This is a genomic window from Pseudoalteromonas sp. APC 3893 (assembly GCF_030408095.1).
Classification (GTDB): Bacteria; Pseudomonadota; Gammaproteobacteria; order Enterobacterales; family Alteromonadaceae; genus Pseudoalteromonas.
The window spans coordinates 273978-298192 of sequence record NZ_JASDCD010000001.1 but is presented as its reverse complement, the minus strand read 5'-3'; the positions used below and the strand labels follow the sequence as shown (position 1 = coordinate 298192).

Here is a 24215-nt window from a genome sequence, read left to right as displayed (position 1 = left end):
TTTACGCTTTGCGCCAAGTCGTTTTACCCGCTGAATCTTCAAGCACCACACCCAATGCGTTAAGTGCATCGCGAGCCTCATCAGCAGCAGCCCAATCTTTATTAACACGGGCGTCGTTACGCTTAACAATTAACGCTTCTATCTGAGCCACTTCATCATCCGCTTGTCCACCTTGTAAAAACGCTTCAGGAGCTTGTTGTGCGACTCCAAGTACTTCACCAATGCTGCGTAAAATATAAGCCAGTTTGCCTGCTTGTGTTGCATCTGAGTCTTTAACACGGTTAAGCTCTTTAGCAAGTTCAAATAACACAGGTAATGCTTCAGGGGTATTAAAGTCATCGTTCATGGCTTTTCTGAACTTAGCGATATACTCGTTGCCCTCAAGCTCACATACGATAGGCTTAACACCACGAAGTGCAGTATAAATACGTTCAAGTGAAGAACGGGCTTGATCTAAATTCTCTTGCGAGTAATTTAGCTGGCTACGGTAATGACCTGAAATCAAAAAGTAACGTACCGACTCAGCGTCATACTCTTTAAGTACATCGCGTACAGTAAAAAAGTTATCTAATGATTTAGACATCTTTTCTTTATTTACCTGCACCATTCCGGTGTGGATCCACGTATTCACGTATTTACCATTATTTGCACAGCATGATTGCGCGATTTCATTCTCATGGTGTGGAAATTGTAAGTCTGAGCCGCCACCGTGAATATCAAAATGCTCGCCTAAATGCTTTGAGCTCATTGCTGAACATTCAATGTGCCAACCAGGACGGCCTTCGCCCCAAGGTGAAGACCACGATGGTTCACCTGCTTTGGCTTTCTTCCACAATACAAAATCAAGTGGATCATCTTTATCTTGCGCAACTTCAACACGCGAACCTGCTTGCAGCATAGTTAAATCTTGTTGCGATAACGCGCCATATTGCTCAAATGTAGATACGTCAAACAGTACATCGCCATCTGCAGCAACATAGGCATGGCCTTTTGTAATCAAACGCTCGACCATTTCGATGATCTCATCCATGTGCCCCGTGACTTTCGGTTCAATATCTGGGCGCAACATGTTTAAGCTATCAAAATCTTCATGCATAGCGACAGTCATACGGGTGGTTAAGTCATTAATAGCTTCGCCGTTTTCATTGGCTCGCTTGATAATTTTATCATCTACATCGGTGATATTACGCACATATTTTAAATCATAACCAAGGTGGCGAAGATAACGTACAATCACGTCAAAACCAACAAATGTACGAGCATGACCAATGTGACAGTAATCATAAATGGTGATACCACACACATACATGTCGATTTTTCCTTCGACCATAGGTTTAAACTGCTCTTTTTGACGCGTGAGTGTGTTGTATATATTTACCATTTATTTTAAGTCCTTGACTATTTACTTGATTGACTATGTTACCACTTGCAAAGCCCCTGCTCTAGCGCTTTATCAAATCAATAAGCACTTTGTTAATCTTAGCTAACTAAGATAAAATAGCGCCAAATAAATCAGCTAATAGGAAACCTCATGGTTGTTCTACATACAAACTTTGGTGATATCACCATTAACATGCACAAAACCGAAGCACCAAACACTGTTAAAAACTTTTTACAGTATGCAAATGCAGGCTTTTACGACGGTACAATCTTCCACCGCGTAATTGATGGCTTTATGGTTCAAGGTGGTGGTTTTGAGCCTGGTATGACACAAAAAGAAGTACATGATCCTATTCAAAACGAAGCAAACAATGGCCTTTCAAATAAAAAAGGCACATTGGCTATGGCACGTACACCGGATCCACATTCAGCGACAGCCCAGTTTTTCATTAACGTGAACGACAATGACTTCTTAAACTTTAGCAGCGAAACTTCACAAGGTTGGGGTTACTGCGTATTTGCTGAAGTTGTTGAAGGCATGGATGTGGTTGAGAAAATCAAAGCCGTTGCTACAGGTAGCTCAGGCTTTCATCAAGATGTACCACTTGATGATGTTATTATCAAAAGCGTAACGGTAAACTAAGTTAGCTTTTCAGCTAAAAGCGGATGAAATCATCCGCTTTTTCTTTCTCTGTACTAACTCTCGAGTCATCATGCGCCAAACCTATTTTATAGCCGATCTTCACCTCACTGAAAGCCGCCCTGATATAAGTGCTGCGTTTTACCAGTTTTTAGATAGCCACATTATTAATAAAGATGTCGATGCTTTATATATCTTAGGTGATTTTTTTGAAGTATGGGTAGGCGACGATTATGTCACGCCATTATCCAGTGAAGTCGCTGCACGCCTTAAACAAGTAAGCGACAACGGTACGCCAGTGTTTTTTATTCATGGTAACCGTGACTTTATCATGCGAAATGGCTACGCCAAAAAAGCCGGTATGACCCTACTCGATGAGCAAACCGTGATTGATTTATACGGCACACCTACTGTCATTTTGCATGGCGATGAAATGTGTACTCAAGATATTGAGTATCAAAGATTTCGTAAAAAAGGTCGTGGTTGGTGGTGGCCGCGTTTAATGTTGGCACTCCCTCTGTGGTATCGCAGAGGCGTAGCAACAAAAGCCCGCGAAAAGTCAAAACAAAACCAAGCTGGTAAATCCTTAGACATTCTCGACGTGACCGAAGACGCCGTACTTGATGTTTTTGCTAAACACCAAGTCACTAATATGATACACGGCCATACTCACCGCCCTGACGTACACCACTATAATGTGGCTGGTACACAATTGACTCGCACAGTTTTAGGTGACTGGTACAGCCAAGGCTCCTACCTTGTTGTAACCGAAAAACAACAAACACTAATTAACGAGCCATTTGAAGAAAATGAATAATATCAATTAGTCTGATAGTAAAAAGTATTATCGGCTAATTTTACAACATCATCGTATTCAAAGCCTTGTAAATTTCGTTCACCGATCACTGGCACATAACGACTATTAGCACTGTAAGCCACTCCCCATTGGTTATTACTAATACCCGACACGATTATACGTAACAATGAATCCTCGCTGCGGTGTATCACACTCATCCCTGTTTTAAGCATAAGCTGTCGAATAGCCAATGTTTGCTCTTCAATTTTATAATAGGGGATTCGTTCAATGGCACTAAAATACTGCTTAAAATCAGCCGACGGCACAAAGCCAGCTTCAGCCGACGGTTTATAATCAATTACACTGTCTGGCGTATAAAAGGCATTATTAACACGATAAACATACTGGTCTAAAACGCTCACTAAATTTATCGTTGGATTTTCAGTAAAAAACGCTTCTATGGTATTGATATGAGTAATAAGTTCTCGCGCATATGCTAACCTCGGTTTTCTGCAGCTGTTTTGATGACACAAAACACGGTTCGGTAAATCTGTCGTATAGCTTTGCTTTGCATCAAAAATAGCAGAGCCCATAACACCCATATTAAAATTAGAGAAACTATTCTTATCTAAATCATCACTAAACTTCGTTGCCTGTACATCTAATAAACCATAAGGGGACGCTAATACACTTAAAAATTCAGGATTGCCATTTTTTGGCAACACATCAACAAAATGCTCTATGAGCGCAAGGTATTCTTTATTTGATTCTGAATTAAAAAAGGCAGGAACCCCTCCTTCATTAGCCCAAACAGATACACTAAAGAGTGATAAAAACCCAATTAACTTCTTCATTAAATATCCTTATAATTTTTATTATATTAGAGTCGAGCATAGCGCACTTATAAATTCGGCACACCTGAGTGGAACTTAAAGTCAGTATCAGAAGTTATAATCAACTCTCGCTCTTTTTCAGCAAAAAATTCAACGCGCTCTGTGATATCAAAATCCGCGATTTCTTGTGCGAGTGTTAAGTAGTCTTGATAATGACGGGCTTCAGAGCGTAGTAATGAAATATAAAAATCACCTAAACGCTTATCTAAATACGGGGCCAGTTTGGCAAAGCGTTCACACGAGCGCGCCTCAATGTAAGCGCCCACTATAAGCTTATCGACTAATGCATCAGGCTCATAGGTTTTAACATGCCGGAGCATGCCCTTTGCATAACGACATGGCGTAATACTTTGGTATTCAACACCGTATTCATCCATAATCTCGAGCACTTGATAAAAATGGTGCAGCTCTTCTTTTATCAACATCACCATCTTATCAACCAAGTCTTGCCCATAGGGTGAATCCGATTTTGGGATCACCGATTTATTCAACTTATTCTTAGCCGCTAAATCTTGCCAATTACCTTCACGCTTATAGATGAGTGTTTCAAATGGCTTGAGCCACTCTAGCAGTGCATCGCTACTTTGTTTATCAACCGCGTACTTGCGAATTAAGAACATGGCAGACTGCGCAGCCTTAAGCTCACATATCAGGTGATCAATCAGTAAAACATTTAAGTTCTCTGGTTTTACTGCTTCATCTATCCAAGCTTGTGGGGTTTCGCACTGAAGAAAATTATTGATTGGTTGTAAAAGTTCGCTGTAAGGCACGGTTTGAACTGCTTATATAAATAGTTTTATTGCAAGTATTTTACCACGAAAATAACCAGAGAATAAGATAAAGCCACCTTTCAACTAAGGTCTAATAGCACTCGCTGAATCGCTGTTCCTTGACAAGCCCCAACAACTGAACCATAACTTAATACAAGCTGTATAAAAATAAAACAGCAGACAACTTTTTTAAGGGGCACACAATGATATTAAACCACTTATGGGGCATCTATGCCCACCCACTCGAAGAGTGGCAAACCATAGACAACCGTCATGAGAGCTTAACCTATAGCTTATCGCATATATTACTGATTGCGTTATTTCCATCAGCTATGGGTTATTATTCTTCAGTCTATTTAGGTTGGAGCATTGGCACAGGTAACCCAGTATTCTTAACTCACGATAGTGCTATGTTAATTGCAGTTGCCATGTATGCAGCCTTAATTGTGGGTGTGTTCGCACTGGCTTATTTGGCACACTGGATGGCGGTAACATTTGGTGCAGAGCCTACCTTTACGCAAACCTTAGAGCTTGCAGCCTATACATCTACACCTGTGTTTATGTCAGCGTTGGCAGCGTTTTTACCCGAGCTTTGGTTTGTTGTATGTATTGGCATGGTTGCATTGGCTTATTCGGTGTATTTACTTTACACCGGCGTACCAATTTTAATGCATATCCCCCAAGAGCGTGGCTTTATTTATGCAAGCTCAGTGGTGACATGCGGGCTTATATTGCTGGTCATTATTTTGGCTGTTACAGCAATGCTTTGGACTAATGGAATTGTTGATCCAACCTTTACATAGTGTAGATGTTGATAGAGTGATGTTCGGCAGTAGTAAGAAGTAAAAAGCGGTATAAATATAATAGTATATAGAGTGTTCGTTATTTCCTTTCCTTTACAAAAAAGGAGCTAAACTTAGCTCCTTTTTTTATTTCTAAACAGGCTAACCAAACGTATTAGTCTGAGCCGTTTTCTTCTTGATTATGTAACTCTAAACCAGAAGACATCGCGCTTTCACGGGTAGTCTTAGCTGAGTCATTACGTAATCTATCAATACGATTTAGGTAATCTTGATCGATGCCACCAGTAATGTATTGACCATCAAATACAGAGGTTTCAAAACGGCTTATCTCTGGATTTTCTTGGCGAACTGCAGCTATCAAATCATCTAAAGATTGGAAAATTAAGCCATCAGCGCCAATACTTGCGTTGATGTCTTCAACTTCACGGCCATGAGCAATTAGCTCAGCAGCTGATGGCATATCAATACCATACACATTCGGGAAGCGAATTTCTGGCGCAGCTGACGCAAAGTAAACATTCTTAGCGCCTGACTCACGGGCCATTTCTACGATTTGTGCTGAAGTAGTCCCACGTACAATTGAGTCATCGACCAACAACACATTCTTACCTTTGAACTCGCGATCAATAGCATTAAGTTTTTGACGCACTGACTTTTTACGCATTTCTTGGCCAGGCATGATAAACGTACGGCCAATGTAGCGGTTTTTAACAAAGCCCTGGCGATAAGGTAAGTCAAGAACACGGGCAATCTCAAGAGCAACATCACATGATGTTTCAGGGATAGGGATAACCACGTCAATGTCTTTATCAGCCCAGTCACGCGCTATTTTTTCACCTAACTTAGTGCCCATGTTTACGCGTGTTGCATATACCGACATACGGTCTATGTTTGAATCTGGACGCGCAAAATAAACAAACTCAAAGATACACGGTGAATAAGACGCTTTTTCAGCACAAGCTTGAGAATAAAACTCTCCAGCTTCAGTCACGTAAATTGCTTCACCTGGTGCTACATCTCGTACAAACTCAAAACCATCAGTTTTTAGTGCCACACTTTCTGAAGCGAACATGTATTCTGTGCCGCTTGCAGATTCACGCTTACCAAATACCAATGGACGAATGCCATTAGGGTCACGAAATGCCAGTACACCATGGCCAATAACCATCGCAATAGCAGCATAGCCGCCCTGCACTTTGTTGATAACTTCAGTAACCGCAGTAAAAATATCTTCAGGATCAAGTTTTAACTTGTCTGCTTTACTTAGCTCATGAGCCATGATGTTAAGTAAGATTTCAGAATCTGAAGTGGTATTAACGTGACGGCGAGCTTCAGAGAATAGCTGCTCTTTAAGCTGCTCTGCATTAGTTAAGTTACCATTATGCGCAAGCGCAATACCAAACGGTGAGTTAACATAAAAAGGTTGTGCTTCTGACGAGCTAGACGAACCAGCAGTCGGGTAGCGTACGTGGCCAATACCAATAGTACCTTGTAAGCGTTTCATATGGCGAGTGTGAAAAACATCTTTCACTAAGCCATTTGCTTTACGTAAACTAAAGGTGTTGTTTTCAATGGTAATGATGCCCGCAGCATCTTGACCACGGTGTTGCAAAACAGTTAAGCCATCATATATCGCCTGATTTACAGGAGATGTTCCGACTATTCCAACGATACCGCACATGCAATTTTTCCTCGGTGATTAACGGTTGACCGAATTTAAAAAGCTTGAATTGTTTTCGAGGTATGAAAAAAACCACTCAACAACAAAGCCAAATTCTGGGATCAAAATAGAATTACCCCACCAATGCGTATTTGGCGCACCAGTAAAAGCATCAAGAAAGAAGAGTAACGCGCTCACGACCAACACGCCACGCAGTGCACCAAAGACAATGCCAAAAACACGGTCGGTGCCAGATAAGCCTGTACGTTGTACAAGTTCACCTAAGAGGTAGTTTAACATTCCGCCTAACAATAGCGTCGCAAAGAATAATATGGCTATGGCCGCTGCATTTCTTAAAAGGGGTTCAGAAATACTGGTTAGGAAGGAGGCTAAATATTGATAAAACAAACTAGAGATGATGAATGCACCAGCCCATACAGCTAAAGACATTGCTTCTTTTATAAAGCCACGAATTAAACCTATGATAGTAGACAGTGCAATAATGCCAAGTATGGCGTAATCAACCCAGATCATAATAACCAACTAGTCGTTAATTTGGGGCGCATTCTATAAGAGGATGACGCTAAATGCCAGATCATTTTGTTACTTCGAATTGCGTAACTTTACCGTTTAATTTTGTAAGTTGTTTTAATTCAGGTAGTTTGCTTTGAAGTTGCGCTTTATCCAGCGATGGACCTACAAAAACTTTGGTTAAAGTACCGTTTGGTGTTTTAACCGGTCGAGTAAAGGTTTTAAAACCTTTTGCCGTGAGTTTAGCTTGTAGAGATTTAACATTAGCCGCGTGAGAAAAACTGCCTAATTGAATCACATAAGCCATTTTAGTGAGGTTCTCTTCTGGCTTACGAGTAGGTTCAGGCTGAGGTTTAACAACTTTAGGAACAACTTGTGCTGTTGGTTCATTGCTTGGTGCTGACACTGTAACCACTTTTTGCTCATCGGCAAATTCAGCTACTGCGTCACCCGTTTCAGTTTTCTCTTCTAGTAGTGCGTCATCACTGGAAATATCTTCAATGGCTTGTGTATCGGGTTGTTCAACATGCGCTACACTGTCATCGATGGCTTCTTGTAAATCAATAGTTTTGAACTCAGGACGTTCAGGGATGGCTTTGAAGCCTTCTTTATAATGTACTTTCTCGCCATCCAAAATATTTGGAATAAATATAATAGCTGCAATCACTACAATGCTTGTGCCGACTAAACGATTTATAAAGCCTGAGTTCACCGTATTTCTCTCTATTTTTTCCAATATTGAATTGCTGCTGCAACCGTAAAGAATGAGCCAAAAATAATTAACACTGATTGCTCATCAATACTTGGCAACACACTATTTAACGCCTGCTCAACACTTTGATGCTGAGTTTGCGGTGCATCAGTGCACACATTGTCCATTGCTTTTGCTAGATTTTTTACTGTATCACCACGGTAACAGCCAAGCCCAGCAAGGTGCCACTGATCAACCACAGCGTTTACTTCGCTCAAAACAGCAACTTTGTCTTTATCTGCAAGCATAGCGACTAACGCATGAACTTTAAAGCCTTGATCTCGCAAGTGCTTTAACTTTTGCGTTAAGTAACGGGCCGATTCAGGGTTATGGGCTACATCCGTATACACCAAAGGCGCAGTACTGAGCTGTTGAAAACGCCCTTCTACCACAAGGTTTGTGAGGCAATCTTTTATTACCTCTTGTGTTGGTAATAAATCAAGAACCGCCAAAGTTGTCAATGCAGTCGCTGCATTTTGACACGGTATACCCGGTTTTTCGAACTGATAGCTCAGCTCATTAAATTGCCAGCTGAAGCTTTCTGCTTGCTCATTAAACATGAAATCTTGGCCAGATAGGTACATATTAGCCGCAATGTCAGTACCGTAGTCGGTTACTGTATGAGGTATATTTAAATCACCAATAATTGCTGGGGTCGCCGTTCTAAAAATACCGGCTTTATCATAGCCAACTAATTCGCGGGTATCACCGAGGTATTCTTTATGGTCTAAATCAATCGTAGTAATAACACTAGCATACGGGGTAACAATGTTGGTTGCATCAAACCGACCTCCCAAACCCACTTCAAGCAGCACGTAATCCACGCTATGGCGTTTAAATATAGCCAGCGCACCCAAAGTACCAAATTCAAAATATGTTAATGGAGTTTCACCACGGCCCAGCTCTAACAAATCAAAAGCATCAACATGGAATTGATCATCTAGCTCAGCACCATTTATACGCACCCGTTCATTGTAATGAATTAAATGCGGAGAAGCATACGTGCCCACGCTGTAACCTTGAGCCAATAATAATGACTCTAAACAACGCGCAGTGGTGCCTTTACCGTTCGTTCCAGCAATCAAAATAATTTTACTTGGGGTGTCTAATAAACCAATATTGTTGGCAACATCGGCTACGCGTTCGAGGCCCATAGCAATATTTGCAGGGTGAACACTTTCTAAATAACAAAGCCAATCATCAAGGCTTGATGATTGGCTAGGAATACTTTTTGTCATAGCGTGTAATCAGTTAAGCTGAAATTTACGCTACTCTATGCTCTTGTTCGGTAGAAGGCAAGTTCATAAATTTAGCCAGTACACGTGCTAGCGTATCGCGCATCTCACGACGATCTACAATCATGTCGATTGCACCGTGCTCTAATAAGAATTCACTGCGCTGGAAACCTTCAGGTAAGGTTTCACGTACTGTTTGTTCGATGACGCGAGGCCCAGCAAAACCAATTAACGCTTTTGGCTCTGCAACATTGATATCACCTAACATTGCTAATGACGCTGATACACCACCCATTGTAGGGTCGGTCATAACAGAGATAAACGGCAAGCCTTTTTCGCTCATTTTAGCAAGTGCAGCACTGGTTTTAGCCATTTGCATTAGCGACATCAGCGCTTCTTGCATACGTGCACCGCCTGAGGCAGAAAAACAAATAAGCGGCATGTTATGCTCTAAGCATTGGTCAACGGCATCAACAAAACGCGCGCCAACAACCGACGCCATTGAGCCACCCATAAATGAGAACTCAAATGCAACAGCGGCAACTGGAATACCCTTAAGGCGACCTTTCATTGCAACTAGTGCGTCTTTTTCACCACTGGCTTTTTGCGCTGCACTAATACGGTCTGAATATTTTTTAGAATCTTTAAATTTTAAAACATCTTTTGGCTCGTGTTCAATGCCAAGCTCTTGACGATCTGCATCATCAAGGAAATGCTCTAGGCGTTTACGCCCACTCACACGCATATGGTGATCGCACTTAGGGCAGACATTTAATGATTTTTCTAATTCTGCTTTATATAAAATCGAATCACAATCTGTACATTTAGCCCAAACACCTTCAGGGATCTCTTTACGGCCTGAAGATTTTGTCGTTTTAGGTAAGATTTTTTCTAACCAACTCATTTGCAACTCTCTTAATGCTGTTCTGTGTCGCTTCCTGCCCATATATACAGGCAGACAATTTTTTCAATTAAAACATGAATTACGCGCAGACGGTATAAAAAACTGGTCTTAGTAGTGAGATGACTGCGAGTTTTTACCGTCTTAAAACACTTATTTATCTGAATCTGCCAAAAACAACGGCCCTAAAGGGGTTGATGGTATTTCAAATTGTGCAGGGTAATCCACGTCAACTAAATACAAACCCGCTGCTTTAGCCGTGGCACTGGCTTTTGCGCGCTCTTTTAAATCCAATAATTCTTTCAACCAAACAGGCTGATGCTTATGCAAGCCAATATCCATCAAACAGCCAGTAATATTACGCACCATATGATGTAAAAAAGCATTGGCTTTAATATCAATGATCACATAATCACCCTGGCGTTCCACTGATAAATGATGAATAGTACGATTAGCTGTATTAGCTTGGCAGTGTAATGCTCGGAACGAAGTAAAGTCATGCTCACCGATTAGATACTGACAAGCTTGTTGCATTTTCACTTCATCTAAAGGGTGATGAAAGTGCGTAACTCCCTCATTCATAATGGCACCGCGGTATGAATAATTGTAGATTACGTAGCGGTAACGTCTTGCGGTCGCACTAAAGCGGGCGTGAAAATCTTCACTGACAGGTTTGGCAAAGCGAATCGCAATATCTTTAGGTAATAAGGTGTTCATACCCATAGTAAAGGCCACCATTTCACGCTCAGCGTCTGTTTCAAAGTGTACCACTTGACCAGTACCATGTACGCCAGCATCAGTACGCCCCGCGCACACGATTTCAACCGGATGATTACAAATACGCGAAAGCGCTGTCTCTACTTCTTGTTGTACACTATTAACATGTGACTGACGCTGCCAACCACTGTATCGGGCGCCATTGTATTCAACTCCAAGTGCTACTCGCATAATTACTGCTTTACCTACTGTACTAATGAACGGGGCATTTTATGCTATATAGCAAGCTAATAAAAGCAAAAAGGGCATAAACTCGCGTTCATGCCCTTTGCTGCTAACTGTTATTTTTTACACCAATTTGGCTTTTAAGCTCTGCGCTTCTTGCTGTACTTCTTCAGGGCCATTGGCAATGACATCCTCAATCGCATCAAGTGCGGAGTCCATATCGTCAATTTCAATATATGCCCTGGCTAAGTCGAGTTTTGCTGAGTAACCACCACTTTCTAAATCAACATCAGTCGGGTTATCGCCTGCTAATAAAGCATCAAACTCACCTAAGCCAACATCCATATCCACGTCATCATAAGGTTCATGCTCTGCTGTTGCATCGTCACTTTGTTCAATTAAAGCATCAATATCAACAAAATCATCATCAGTAACTTGGTCTGCCTGTGGGGCAGCTGGCACATCAACATCTTCCGTTAATTCATCAAGCTCTGCTAAGTCTTCATTTAGCAGCGCATTAAAATCAACGTCAAACTCTGCACTATCATCTAAATTAAGTGGCTCAGGCTCGGCAAGTTCACTGAGTAATGCATCAAAATCTGTTTGCGTAAGATCAGCCATAAAATCATCATCGAGCTGATCATCAGATAAGTTACTTTCATCAATTGTGCTTTCTAACTCATTAGCTACATCGCCGCTATTTGAGCCACTTAGTAACTCTTCATTGAGTTCATCATTGTCAACATCGTGACTATCAAATGTTGGCTCATGCTGGATCTGCTCTTCATTTTCAACATTGTCTTGATCATCAGCAAGCAGCTCATCACCCATTAATGGCTCGTCATCAAAGTCTTGCTCTAATGAGTCAAAATCTTGATTGTTTGACATAGCATCAGCGAGGTCTTGTTCAGCTTGGCTTAGCTGTACATCTGCTTGCTCATCCTGTTGTAACTGATCAGATGAATCCTGCTCTGTTTGCTGTGATTCACTTATTGCATCTTCAGAAATAGAGGTATCTGCTTGCGCTGGCTCAGGCTCTGTTGTTTCAGCTATATCTGTTGGGTTATCTAACAATACATCGTCAAGTAACTCATCCTCAATTAGCTGCTCGTCATCAAAATCGTGTTCTAAGCTATCTAAGTCTTGTCCACCTGCCATCGCACTGGCAAGATCTTGCTCGGCTTGGCTTACTTGTAACTCGCCAGTATCTTGGGTTACTTCTTCAACTAGCTCTTCGCTATCTAACTCCAGCTCTGGATACTCTTCAAGTTCTTCGCTGGGTGTAACAAGTTCACTGTCAAGCTCTTCACTTTCTTGCTCAAGATCTGGGGTGGCCTCTTCATCAGCAAGAGGGTCATCACCTAAATCAATTTCGACTTCTTCGATTTCATCATCGAGTGCTTCGTTTAACTCTTTATTGAGATCATCAACATTAGACCACTCTGGCGTTGGTACGTAGTCATCTTCTTGCTGAAGCTCATTTAGGAGTTCATCAACACTTTTTAGTGATGGATCGTTATATTCATCTAATAAATCGTCCTCATCCATCTCCACTTCTGATGGCGCTTCATCTAATTCAGGCTCAGCTTCTAGTTCTGGTTCAGCTTCAAACTCTGGCTCGTCTTCAAGCTCCAGCTCAGCTTCAAACTCTGGCTCGTCTTCTAGTTCCGGTTCATCTTCTAGTTCCGGTTCATCTTCTAGTTCAGGCTCATCTTCTAGTTCAGGCTCATCTTCAAGTTCTAGCTCAGCTTCAAGTTCTGGTTCAGCTTCTAGCGCTGGCTCGTCTTCTAGCTCTGGCTCGTCTGTAAGTGAAGATGCAATGTTTTCTACTTCATCAATATTGAGATCGTCTTCTGCACCTGATAACTCTTCAATCGAATCGGCAAGAGCTTCATCTAACTCAGAGTTACGATCATCGGCAAGCTCTTCTATATCATCTAAATCAAATTCATCATCTTCTTCAACTAATTCAGCTGGCTGCTCTAGTGCTGGCTCTGGTTCTGGCTCTGACTCGGATGCTTCATCAATAAGGCTATCGATATCATCTAAATCAAATTCATCGTCTTCTTCAACTAACTCAACTGGCTGCTCTGGTGCTGGCTCTGGCTCGGCTGCTTCATCGATAAGGCTGTCGATATCATCTAAATCAAATTCATCGTCTTCTTCAACTAATTCAGCTGGCTGCTCTAGTGCTGGCTCTGGTTCTGGCTCTGACTCGGATGCTTCATCAATAAGGCTGTCGATATCATCTAAATCGAATTCATCGTCTTCTTCAACTAATTCAGCTGGCTGCTCTGGTGCTGGCTCAGCCGCTTCATCAATAAGGCTGTCGATATCATCTAAATCGAATTCACCGTCTTCTTCAACTAATTCAGCTGGCTGCTCTGGCTCTGGCTCTGGCTCTGGCTCGGCAGCTTCATCAATAAGGCTGTCGATATCATCTAAATCAAATTCATCGTCTTCTTCAACTAACTCAGCTGGCTGCTCTGGTTCTGGCTCGGCAGCTTCGTCGATAAGGCTGTCGATATCATCTAAATCGAACTCATCGTCTTCTTCAACTAATTCAGCTGGCTGCTCTGGTGCTGGCTCTGAATCTGGCTCGGCAGCTTCATCAATAAGACTGTCGATATCAAAGTCGCCATCTTCATCTGCAAGCTCTTCGCTGAGCGCGGCTAGTTCATCATCAGAGCTTTCTTGTACTGACTTTTCACTCGTTTGAGCAGACTCATCTTCTTCATTTGCAAATAAATCGTCTAAGTCGCTGGCACTTAAAATATCACCATCATTTTTATCCGCATCTAGGTCAATATCATCCCCTAAACTATCGTCATCATTTTGATCAAAGTCTTGCTGCAAGAAAATATCAAGGTCATCATCTTGGCCTTCAGATTTTTCATCATCAAAAACAATGTCATCACCAAGCAGCCCATCAAGCTCATCTTGATCGAGAAGGCTGTCGCCCTCTTCAAATGTATCGTCAATGTTATCATCAAAAATAATGTCGTCATCATCTGGCAACATGTCACTTTCTAAATCATCATCGAGTTGAACACCTATGTCACTCAGTTCGTCATCAACGGGATCAGGAATGATAGGATCTAAGTCAAGGTCATCTTCTTCTGGATAAGTTGCGCTTTGCGGTAAAAATTCATCATCATCGTCACTTGGCTCTTCTTTGTTATTACGCTTACGTAAAAACATAACCACAGCGAAAATAACTAACAGAGCTGGAATTGTCATAAGCAATATGAGGACAATTGGATTATTTAACAGTGCGCCAAAGTCAAACTCACTGTCCTCTTCAATCTTTTTTGCTTTTTGCTGCTCGATTATTTCATTTTGTTTTGCAATGAGCTCTTTTAATTGCTGTTGAATTTCGCTGTCTTGTCCTAATTGGTTGCGAACATTTTCTAATTCTTTTGAAATTCCAGTTAATTGCTCTTTAAGCTTATTATTTTCAACTAATATTTCTTCAACATTTTCTACAGATGACTTGAATTGGTTTTGCAGTTCAACAAGCTGAGTACCTTGCTCTGTTTTAATGGTGTTTATTTCTTGCTTTAGTTCTTGTTTGGCTTCGTCTACGTCAACTTTACGAGCCTGTGTGACTTTTTTTTGTGAGGCTGAAATTTCACTTTTTGTTAGCGTGCCATTTTTCTTCTTTTCCCAAAGTTCGTCATCTTGCTCTGAACGTTGTTTAGCAAGCTGTGGGTTTACGCTGCGAATTTCAGCAAGTGTGGGGATTTTTAAGTATGCGCCATCACGCATATGATTTAAGTTTTGATCTAAAAATGAATTGGGGTTTTTCTCATACAAGGCTTGCATGACTTGGTAAATGCTAACAGAGTTATCTTGGCGCACCTTCGCTGCGATACGCCAAAGTGTATCGGTTGGTTTGATTGGCCCGATTGAGCGCCCTTGGACGCCATAATCAACCCCTTTTGGTCCCTTAAGCTGGGCACCATCTTGGCCGAAAACTGGTGTAACCACCAATGCAGACGCTAATAAAAGAAGTGTTGCTAAACCGCGCATGCTGATCCTTTAATGTTTAAATGTTAACGCAGCGCTGCTATATAGCGAGTATGAGCGCTTAAACATTGGTTATTTCATACAGAAATAACTTATATAAATTAAAATAACTTACATAAACTAAATTACATAAACTAATAGTTAATTAAAATTTCCTGCAAGCTTTATTCCAGTTACAAACTATAAACCAGTTAGGTTGTAATATCTATTGCAACGTATTGAAACATAATCGCTTAAACTTAATCAGCAGAAAGAATTTGTTATTGTTATGGTTAAGTTTATACGCTTTTAGTTACGTTGCGGCAATTATTTGGCAGTTTAAAAGTAAAAAGCGGCAAATATGCCGCTTAAAAAGGTGTAGTTAAAGGTAGTTTTCTATCAACTCTTCAGCAATTTGTACGCTGTTAGTTGCTGCACCCTTACGAGTATTGTCACTAACAACCCACATATTAAGTCCATGTGGGTGAGAGATATCTTGGCGCAAGCGCCCGACATAGACGGTATCGTTTCCACTTGCATCTGAAACAGCCGTTGGATAATCCCCTTCATCTTCAATAAGCTCAAGCCCTGGTGCGTCATTTAATAATTGCTTAACATGCTCAAAATCATAAGGCATACGCGTTTCAATACTAATTGCTTCTGAGTGACCAAAAAATACTGGCACTCTTACACACGTTGGATTTACAGCCACTGTGGTATCACCCAAAATCTTATGGGTTTCATTTACCATTTTCATCTCTTCGCGGGTGTAACCGTTTTCTTCGAAGGTATCAATCTGTGGAATAACATTAAACGCAATTTGCTTAGGGAATATTTCATTCTCCATTGGGCGAGCGTTCATTAAGTTAGCAGTTTGTTTAGCGAGTTCATCAACGGCTTCTTTACCTGCACCAGATACAGCTTGATAAGTTGACACATTGATACGATCGATACCATACGCATCATAAATTGGCTTCAAAGCAACCATCATTTGAATGGTTGAACAATTAGGATTCGCGATGATATTGCGGTTTCTAAAATCAGCTAAACTTGCTGCATTTACTTCCGGCACTACTAAAGGTACTTCAAAGTCATTTCTAAAGTGAGAGGTGTTGTCGATAACAACACAACCTGCATCTGCTGCAATTGGTGCATACTTTTCAGATACGCTGCCACCAGCAGAAAACAAACCTATGTGGGCTTGGCTAAAGTCAAACCCTTCAACATCTTGTACTTCAATGTTTTCGCCACGAAACTTAATATCTTCTCCAGCGCTGCGGCTACTTGCTAATAAAAATAATTGATCAACAGGAAACTTACGATCTTCTAAAGTTTCGATGATTTGACGACCAACTAGGCCAGTAGCACCGAGTACAGCAACATTGTATTTTTGTGACATGTTTATTCCTCTATTAACAATCGCCAATGTGGCCATTATTTAAAATATTAAAACCAAGCGCGCGCAGTGTGGGTGCGTAGTCCCCAGCACCGGTTATATTTACGGTGCTGAATTCTCGTCTAATGGGGTAGTTTTTTCTTAAACTATCAAACCCTTGCAATGCTAGATGGCGACGTAAAATACCATCATCACGGCGCACGTCATAAACTAGGTGTATCAGTTGGCCAAGATCAGCAAGAGTAAATGTGTCTTGCAATGAAACATCTGTAACACTTGGCTTAGGTAAAAAATCAGCCAAAGACTTATCAGCTTTTAGCCCTTCGATATTACACAGTGCTTGATACAACATTTGTGTACCGCGCGCTTTACCTTCTAACGTGTGCCCTGCTATGTGAACACTGGCAAAGCGCACGTAATCAAGTAGCTCGGTTAAAATAGTGGGTTCGTTTTCCCACACATCTAACACTAAATCGAGTGCAGCGCCACCTTGCATTAGTTCAAGTAACGCGTGGTTGTCAATAACATCTCCACGACTGGCATTGATCAAAGTCACACCACTTTTTAAAGCAGCTAATCGTGCTTTGTTCATTAAATGTAAGGTACTGTGTTTGCCTGTTTTTACTAAGGGCACATGAAAAGTCACAATATCAGATTGTGCAAGGAGTGTGTCAAGATCGCAGTGCTCTGCCAGCAAACCTGCTTCATGCTTAGGCGGGTCGCAAACAAGTATATTTACATCTAAAGCTGCAAGCTTCTTCCGTAGGCAACTACCAATACTGCCAACTCCCACAATACCAATAGTTTTGCCTTCAATACTGCTGGCATTTTCTTGTGCTAGCGCAAATAGGCTGCTTATCACATACTCTGCAACCGCAACGGCATTACAACCCGGCGCACTGGTGAAGGCTACTCCTCGTTGGGTGAGTAAATCAGTGTCAATATGATCCACTCCGATGGTAGCAGTCCCAACAAATTTAAGCTTACTTGCTTTGCTTAAAAGCGCCTCGTTTACTTGCGTAACTGAGCGGGTAAGTAACACATCGACATCCACTAATTGATCGCTTTGCAATGAACGACCATCAAAACGCTCAACTCGCCCTAAATCTGCGAAGTATTGTTCAACTAAGGGCATATTTTGATCTGCAAGTATCTTCATTAACGGACTCGTTTACTCAAAGGAGCAGTATTGTAACGAACAACCCCCTACTAGCACAAACGAAAAAGCCGAGCATTTTTGCTCGGCTTTTATATATTAAAGCTTTTATCTAGCCTTTATATTTGCTCATAACAAGTGTGGCATTTGTGCCACCAAAGCCAAAGCTATTAGACATAACAGTGTTAAGCTCTACATCTTTACGCTCAGTAACAATGTTTAAGCCTGCAGCTTGCTCATCTAATTCATCAATATTAATTGATGGAGCAACAAAGCCATGCTCAAGCATAAGCAGTGAGAAAATAGCTTCATGCACACCAGCCGCCCCAAGAGCGTGCCCTGTCATTGCTTTCGTTGCGCTTATCATCGGTGAATTACCACCAAATACTTCTTGAATAGCACCTAGCTCTTTTACATCACCTACAGGCGTAGATGTGCCATGCGTGTTTAAGTAGTCAATGCCACCATCAAGATCTTGCATCGCTTGGCGCATACAACGTACTGCACCTTCACCTGATGGTGCGACCATGTCGTAGCCGTCAGATGTTGCGCCATAGCCAGTAATTTCAGCATAAATGTGCGCACCACGAGCAAGGGCATGCTCAAGTTCTTCAACAACAACGATACCGCCGCCGCCAGAAATAACAAAACCATCGCGGTTTGCATCATATGTACGTGATGCTTGCTCTGGTGTTTCGTTGTATTTTGTAGAAAGCGCGCCCATTGCGTCAAATTCCATCGCAAGGGTCCAGTGCAACTCTTCACCACCACCGGCAAAAATTACATCTTGTTTGCCAAGTTGGATTTGCTCAACAGCATGACCAATACAATGCGCTGATGTTGCACACGCAGAACTAATTGAATAGTTCACACCTTTGATTTTAAATGGTGTCGCCAAACACGCTGATGTGGTGCTCGCCATAGTACGTGGTACCATGTAAGGTCCAACACGTTTTACGCCTTTTTCACGTAAAATGTCTGCAGCTTCAACTTGCCATTTTGATGAACCGCCACCTGAGCCTACTAATAGTCCTGTGCGTTCATTTGAAACTTGCTCTTCATTTAAGCCAGCATCTTCAATCGCTTGTTGCATTGAAATGTAAGAATAAGCAGCTGCATCGCCCATAAAGCGCATAGCTTTACGGTCAACAAACTCTTTTACGTCAAGGTCGATTTTACCAGATACGTTACTGCGTAACTTATAATCTGCAAATTCCTGGTTAAAAGCGATGCCGCTTTTACCTGTTTTTAACGATTCTAAAACTTCTTCTTTGTTGTTGCCGATGCTTGAAACAACACCGATGCCCGTAATAACGGCTCTTCTCATGGGTAATTACCTTAGCTTGATACTAAATTGTGATCTATTTTACGCTGAATTTTATAACTAAGTGGTCAGCTTTCTAGCGTACACATGTACTCTGAACGTATAGCTTATAAATAACGCCAGACTATTTCAAAGAAAACACGTAAAATAATGAAAAAAAGTACTCTTTAATTAATTGCATGCCATGATCAAAAACGCTGATATTCACTTTAATCACCTAGGCACTCCCGTTGCTGATAACTTCGACGATGTGTATTTCTCTAACGACGACGGTCTGGCAGAGTCCAATTACGTATTCTATCAACAAAATGATATTCCCAGACGATTACAAAATCATGACCAAGCACATTTTGTTATTGGAGAAACTGGCTTTGGTACTGGGCTTAACTTTCTTAATTCGTGGCTGCAATTTAAAAATCACTTAGCTAATAGGCAGCATGACGAGAATAAAGTTCAAAAGCAACAAAACGTTAACCGCTTACACTTTATTTCTTTTGAAAAATACCCTATCAAACACAGCGACTTAGCTATTGCATTAGCGGCCTGGCCAGAATTAGCACTGTTAAGTGAGCAACTCGTTGCACACTACCCTATTAATTTAGCCGGTTGTCATCGACTTGAGTTTGAAAACGGCCAAGTAGTGCTCGACTTACATTTTGGGGATGTACAAGAATCAATTAATAATATGGCCTACAACCAATCGGGTTTAATTGACGCATGGTATTTAGATGGCTTTGCACCGAGTAAAAACCCAGCAATGTGGCAGCAAAGTTTATTTAATTTGATGGTTGATATCTCTCGTAACAGTGCAACATTAGCCACCTTCACGGCAGCAGGTTTTGTACGAAGAGGATTAATAGAAGCAGGCTTTGAGATCCAAAAAGCCAAAGGCTTTGGCCGCAAACGAGAAATGCTAACGGGCAAGTTAACACAAGCAAATGCCGCGTATTCCGCTCCCCCCTACTTTGCTAACCAAGCAAGTGAATTAAACAATGTTGCGGTGATAGGCGGTGGCATTGCCAGCAGTGCAGTGCTTTATAGCTTGGCCAAACGCGGTATTCATAGCCAGCTATTTTGCCAAGACAGTCAACTTGCGATGGGCGCCTCTCATAATGTGCAAGGTGCTGTTTACCCTCATCTTCAGGCAAAAAACTCACCTCACAGCGAATTTTTTGCCCATAGCTTTTTATATGCAAAACGTGTGTATCAACAACTTACAAATAATGGCTTTAGCTATGACCATCAATGGTGTGGTGTATTACAACACGCCGTAAAGCAACCTCTGGCTGAGCGGCATCAAAATATTGAAACCAAACAACTGTGGCCAAATGAGTTAATGCATAGCGTTACTCCAGAGCAGGCAGATGAAATAGCAGGGGTTGAGTCTGGTTACGCTGGGGTGTACTTTCCCTTAGCTGGTTGGGTTAATCCGCCGCAACTAGTTAACGCTCTTTTTGAGCAAGCACGTACGCTGTCAGACATACAAAGTCACTTTAACTGTGACATTGATACACTTGAAAAAACAGCCAATGGTTGGATACTCAAAAGTGAGCATAAACAATTCGGCCCATTTACTGATGTTATTATTTGCGCTGGTGAGCACAGTGACCGCTTTACACAAACCAAAGCGCTGCCCATCGTAGGAGTGCGAGGCCAAGTGTCCCATGTAACAGCAAGTGAGGCATCTAAAAAACTTAAAACGGTACTATGCCATAAAGGGTATTTTACCCCTGCCTATTTAGGTAAGCATTGCATGGGAGCGACATTTGAAAAAAACTCAAAGAGTCGCGAAGTCACTGAACAAGACAATGTCACAAATCGCGAGCAGCTGCTTAATTTTTATGGGCAATGTGATTTTGCAACCAGCTTAGGTGAAATAAAATCAGCCAAAGCGGCTGTAAGGTGTAGCTTTATTGATCACTTACCTATGGCAGGTCAGTGGGCTGAGCAAAGCGATTATATTAATGCGTTTGCTAACTTACGTTTAGGCAAGAGGTATCAATATCAACCATTACAAAAGTCGCAGCAAGGCTTACACCTATTAACAGGCTTTGGCGCACGAGGGTTTTGCAGCGCCCCCTTGGCTGCTGAGCATTTAATTGCAAATTTGAATAACGAGCCAAGCCCGCTCAGTGAGCGGGTTAGCCAAGCTATTCATCCCGCACGCTTTATAGTGCGTGATTTAATCCGTAATAAAATTTAATAACATTCATTTAAAGGAAAGAGTGTGAACAAAATAATAACGACCGTGCTCGTCGCATTTGCGCTTACGGCATTTAACAGCGTAGCTGATTTAGACGCAGTACCTCTGCCCGATGACTTTAAACCTACGCTACAAGTTACTGATGAGTACCCGCTTGTACAAACCGGTTATTCTGCGCAATCTGTTGTTGATATTGCTGCATTTTATATTTCAGAGCTAGGTAAACCACAATTAACCCGCGGTGATAACTCACGTATGACACTATTTTACGCGGTAGGAAATGAAAATATCCGCATCAGTCTATACACAAATGACTATAAAACCGAGATTGCAATAATGCTTACAAAGTAATCTTAACCTGTCCCTAAATCACTGTGAATACGTATGCATATAACAAAAGGTTGAGCTGACTTTAAAACAACCGTAGTTTGTAATTAACACAATTATAACAATGCGGTTTTTATGCGCTATTTACCTTTAACCCTAGTGTTCTTGATTAGCTTTTTTAGCTATGGCGAGCCTATTAAATTACAAAGTTACTCAAAGGACACATCCCTCCCCCACAAGCTACTAATTGCAGCTTTAAACAATGCCAACTTAGATTACAGTCATCCATATGAAAGTGATAAAGACATTTCAAATGCGCGCATTTTAAACGATGTGAAGATAGGCCAACTCGATGTAATGTGGAGCATGACATCACAATCCCTTGAGCATGATTATCAAGCAATATACATCCCGCTTTTTAGAGGGCTGCTAGGGATGCGTTTAGCGATCGTAACTCAACAAAATGTCGAAATGTTTATGCATGTAAGCAACATAGCTGATTTAAAAAAGTTTCGCGCTGGCCAAGGCAAAACGTGGCCTGATACAACCATTTTAAAAGAAAACGGCCTCAATGTAGTCACTACATTAAAATACCCAAACCTGTTCCCAATGCTTGAAGGTGGACGTTTTGATTATTTTCCTCGTGGTGTAAATGAGCCTTGGGATGAAATAGTCAATTACCGAGATCTAAATCTAACTGTAGATCCATATGTACTATTAAAATACACCGCGCCATTGTATTTCTTTGTTGCCAAAGAAAATACGCAACTTGCACAAAAATTAACGCAATCGCTGAATGATATGATCAAAGATGGCAGCTTTAACAGCATGTTTTTTAGTGACAGCCAAGTACAAATGGTATTGCAAAAAGCAAATTTGAAACAACGTATTATTATCCCTCTTAGTAACCCTAATTTAAGTTCAATAACCCCTCTATCGCGCACAGAGCTTTGGTTCAATCCACTTAATGAGAGCACAACAACACAATGAAATCACTACAATACAAAATAACTATCGCACTAAGTATTTGTCTCGTTATCATATTTGGCTTTGTTGTTAGTGTTAACTATTACTTATTAAAAAATAGTGAAACGCAGCAGTGGCAAGAAAATATCACAGCACTGGATCAACAATTAACTGTCATTTTGGCTGAGCCTGTTTTTTCATACGATAAACCTCTGATCGCACAAATCATTAATGCTTTTGCTAAAAACCAAAATATTCAGCATATTGAAGTAGTTGATCATCGTAATAAACGTTTAGGCAATGTAGACCAACAAAGTAATAGAACAAACGTAATCGCTCATCAGTTACCCTTGTCTGTTTCAGATCAAGCTATTGGCACTATAAATATAAAATACAGCCAAGATGCACTCAATCAAGGTATATTCAAAGCGGTTAAAACTATGGTGATCACTTTGGCAATTTCGTTTTTACTGCTCGGTGTAACAATCATTTACGTGTGTCGCTTTATCATAATTAAACCTATTGTTGGTGTGAATCAACTTGTTGATGAGCTGGTACGCGGCGGTGGCGATTTAACTCAACGTATTAACTATCAATCGAGTGATGAAATTGGTTATTTAGTAGCAGGGTTTAATCGCTTTATTAACGAAGTTCAACAAATTATTGCCAGTCTTGGTACAACGGCCACTGAATTAGAAATCATCGCAGGCTCTGTGAACGAAGCCACTATGAGATCTAAATACGAAGCAGAGCAAGAGTATGCACTTACTGATGCTGCAACATCATCCTTGAGTCAACTCAGTGAAGCCACAAAAGAAATTGCATTTGGCGCAACTCAAACGGCAGATCAAACAACAAAAGTGCAAAACTTGTGTCAATATGGCCAATTAAGTATGAGTAATAACAGTACCTTAATCCATGAACTTGAAAACCAACTTGATCATACTTCAAGGGTGGTGGATCAACTGAACAGTCGCAGCAGTGAAATAAGCCAAGTACTCGATGTAATAAAAAGTATCGCCGAGCAGACCAATTTACTTGCCCTTAACGCCGCTATAGAGGCAGCAAGAGCTGGGGAGTCAGGCCGAGGTTTTGCCGTGGTTGCTGATGAAGTTCGTGCACTGGCGAGTAAAACTTATCATTCAACCTCTGAAATTGAGAGTATTATTGGTGCACTGCAAACAAACGCCAGTGAATGCGTAGCCGCCTCACAAAAAAGCAAACACGTTAGTAGCCAAGTGATCAATGCTAATGAACAAAGCCAGCACGTGTTTCATAATATTGCCGAGCAAATCGACGAAATAAACCTCATGAATGAGCGCATTGCCGCAAGCTCAGAACAACAAACCTTGACCACCCAAGGAATTTTAACCACGATGGAACAAATTAACCACGGTGCAAAATCATTAGCACAAGAAGCCGAACACCTTGACGAGACGATAAAGCAACTAAATGATCTTGAAAAAGGCATTGTACAAAAATTAGGGTTATTTAAATATTAAACGTTAGCGGCCAGCTTGTTAGGCTGGCCAA

Annotated in this window: 20 protein-coding genes; 7 read left to right on the top strand and 13 right to left on the bottom strand. The window is 41.2% G+C overall.

Translation table 11 applies throughout. The features are described from left to right. Window position 1: 1 nt before the first annotated feature. Window positions 2-1381 carry a cysteine--tRNA ligase gene (gene cysS / locus QMA12_RS01255; protein ID WP_087534635.1) on the bottom strand — a complete coding sequence of 460 codons (1380 nt, stop codon included), beginning with the start codon at window positions 1379-1381 and terminating at the stop codon, window positions 2-4. A 150-nt stretch (window positions 1382-1531) separates the two neighbouring features. Here cysS and ppiB point away from each other — a divergent pair, with 150 nt between their 5' ends. Beyond that, window positions 1532-2023, top strand: a complete 492-nt coding sequence (gene ppiB / locus QMA12_RS01250) for a peptidylprolyl isomerase B (RefSeq protein ID WP_087534636.1) — start codon at window positions 1532-1534, stop codon at window positions 2021-2023. A gap of 67 nt (window positions 2024-2090) precedes the next feature. Continuing rightward, window positions 2091-2837 (top strand): UDP-2,3-diacylglucosamine diphosphatase, encoded by a 747-nt coding sequence (locus tag QMA12_RS01245; protein WP_290208839.1) that lies wholly within the window; start codon window positions 2091-2093, stop codon window positions 2835-2837. Between the two features lie 2 nt (window positions 2838-2839). On the opposite strand, the gene QMA12_RS01240 is transcribed toward QMA12_RS01245, so the two are convergent. Together QMA12_RS01240 and miaE are read right to left on the bottom strand one after the other, a co-directional pair. Then, the gene (locus QMA12_RS01240) at window positions 2840-3670 is read right to left on the bottom strand and encodes a hypothetical protein (protein WP_290208821.1); all 831 of its coding nucleotides are present in this window, start codon (window positions 3668-3670) and stop codon (window positions 2840-2842) included. A gap of 47 nt (window positions 3671-3717) precedes the next feature. Further along, window positions 3718-4479 carry a tRNA isopentenyl-2-thiomethyl-A-37 hydroxylase MiaE gene (gene miaE / locus QMA12_RS01235; RefSeq protein WP_087534639.1) on the bottom strand — a complete coding sequence of 254 codons (762 nt, stop codon included), beginning with the start codon at window positions 4477-4479 and terminating at the stop codon, window positions 3718-3720. Window positions 4480-4682: 203 nt separating this feature from the next. Here miaE and QMA12_RS01230 point away from each other — a divergent pair, with 203 nt between their 5' ends. Beyond that, window positions 4683-5282, top strand: a complete 600-nt coding sequence (locus QMA12_RS01230; protein WP_087534640.1) for a Yip1 family protein — start codon at window positions 4683-4685, stop codon at window positions 5280-5282. 154 nt (window positions 5283-5436) lie between these two features. Here QMA12_RS01230 and purF read toward each other — a convergent pair whose 3' ends face one another. The 10 genes from purF to fabB all read right to left on the bottom strand — a co-directional run bounded on the left by purF (window position 5437) and on the right by fabB (window position 19189). Beyond that, window positions 5437-6963, bottom strand: a complete 1527-nt coding sequence (gene purF / locus QMA12_RS01225) for an amidophosphoribosyltransferase (protein WP_087534641.1) — start codon at window positions 6961-6963, stop codon at window positions 5437-5439. An 18-nt stretch (window positions 6964-6981) separates the two neighbouring features. After that, on the bottom strand, window positions 6982-7476 hold the full coding sequence (locus QMA12_RS01220; protein ID WP_058561253.1) for a CvpA family protein: 495 nt from the start codon (window positions 7474-7476) through the stop codon (window positions 6982-6984). A gap of 61 nt (window positions 7477-7537) precedes the next feature. Further along, complete coding sequence (locus QMA12_RS01215) at window positions 7538-8185, bottom strand: SPOR domain-containing protein (protein WP_290208842.1); 648 nt, start codon at window positions 8183-8185, stop codon at window positions 7538-7540. Between the two features lie 11 nt (window positions 8186-8196). Further along, window positions 8197-9462: a bifunctional tetrahydrofolate synthase/dihydrofolate synthase gene (gene folC / locus QMA12_RS01210; RefSeq protein ID WP_290208822.1), complete on the bottom strand. Its 1266-nt coding sequence runs from the start codon at window positions 9460-9462 to the stop codon at window positions 8197-8199. A gap of 25 nt (window positions 9463-9487) precedes the next feature. After that, window positions 9488-10363, bottom strand: a complete 876-nt coding sequence (gene accD, locus QMA12_RS01205) for an acetyl-CoA carboxylase, carboxyltransferase subunit beta (RefSeq protein ID WP_087534643.1) — start codon at window positions 10361-10363, stop codon at window positions 9488-9490. Window positions 10364-10513: 150 nt separating this feature from the next. Continuing rightward, window positions 10514-11308, bottom strand: a complete 795-nt coding sequence (gene truA / locus QMA12_RS01200; protein WP_087534644.1) for a tRNA pseudouridine(38-40) synthase TruA — start codon at window positions 11306-11308, stop codon at window positions 10514-10516. Between the two features lie 117 nt (window positions 11309-11425). Next, window positions 11426-15334, bottom strand: a complete 3909-nt coding sequence (locus tag QMA12_RS01195; RefSeq protein WP_290208823.1) for a FimV/HubP family polar landmark protein — start codon at window positions 15332-15334, stop codon at window positions 11426-11428. Between the two features lie 358 nt (window positions 15335-15692). Further along, window positions 15693-16709 (bottom strand): aspartate-semialdehyde dehydrogenase, encoded by a 1017-nt coding sequence (locus QMA12_RS01190; RefSeq protein WP_087534537.1) that lies wholly within the window; start codon window positions 16707-16709, stop codon window positions 15693-15695. Between the two features lie 13 nt (window positions 16710-16722). Beyond that, the gene (locus QMA12_RS01185; RefSeq protein ID WP_087534538.1) at window positions 16723-17865 is read right to left on the bottom strand and encodes a 4-phosphoerythronate dehydrogenase; all 1143 of its coding nucleotides are present in this window, start codon (window positions 17863-17865) and stop codon (window positions 16723-16725) included. Between the two features lie 109 nt (window positions 17866-17974). Next, on the bottom strand, window positions 17975-19189 hold the full coding sequence (fabB, locus tag QMA12_RS01180; protein ID WP_087534539.1) for a beta-ketoacyl-ACP synthase I: 1215 nt from the start codon (window positions 19187-19189) through the stop codon (window positions 17975-17977). A gap of 181 nt (window positions 19190-19370) precedes the next feature. Here fabB and mnmC point away from each other — a divergent pair, with 181 nt between their 5' ends. From mnmC to QMA12_RS01160, 4 genes are all read left to right on the top strand, one after another. Then, window positions 19371-21389, top strand: a complete 2019-nt coding sequence (gene mnmC, locus QMA12_RS01175) for a bifunctional tRNA (5-methylaminomethyl-2-thiouridine)(34)-methyltransferase MnmD/FAD-dependent 5-carboxymethylaminomethyl-2-thiouridine(34) oxidoreductase MnmC (RefSeq protein WP_290208824.1) — start codon at window positions 19371-19373, stop codon at window positions 21387-21389. A gap of 24 nt (window positions 21390-21413) precedes the next feature. Beyond that, window positions 21414-21740, top strand: coding sequence for a hypothetical protein (locus QMA12_RS01170; RefSeq protein ID WP_290208825.1), 327 nt, complete (start codon window positions 21414-21416; stop codon window positions 21738-21740). Window positions 21741-21851: 111 nt separating this feature from the next. Beyond that, window positions 21852-22706: a transporter substrate-binding domain-containing protein gene (locus tag QMA12_RS01165; RefSeq protein ID WP_290208826.1), complete on the top strand. Its 855-nt coding sequence runs from the start codon at window positions 21852-21854 to the stop codon at window positions 22704-22706. After that, on the top strand, window positions 22703-24184 hold the full coding sequence (locus tag QMA12_RS01160; RefSeq protein ID WP_290208827.1) for a methyl-accepting chemotaxis protein: 1482 nt from the start codon (window positions 22703-22705) through the stop codon (window positions 24182-24184). The genes QMA12_RS01165 and QMA12_RS01160 overlap by 4 nt, the downstream gene beginning before the upstream one ends. Window positions 24185-24215 lie beyond the last annotated feature (31 nt).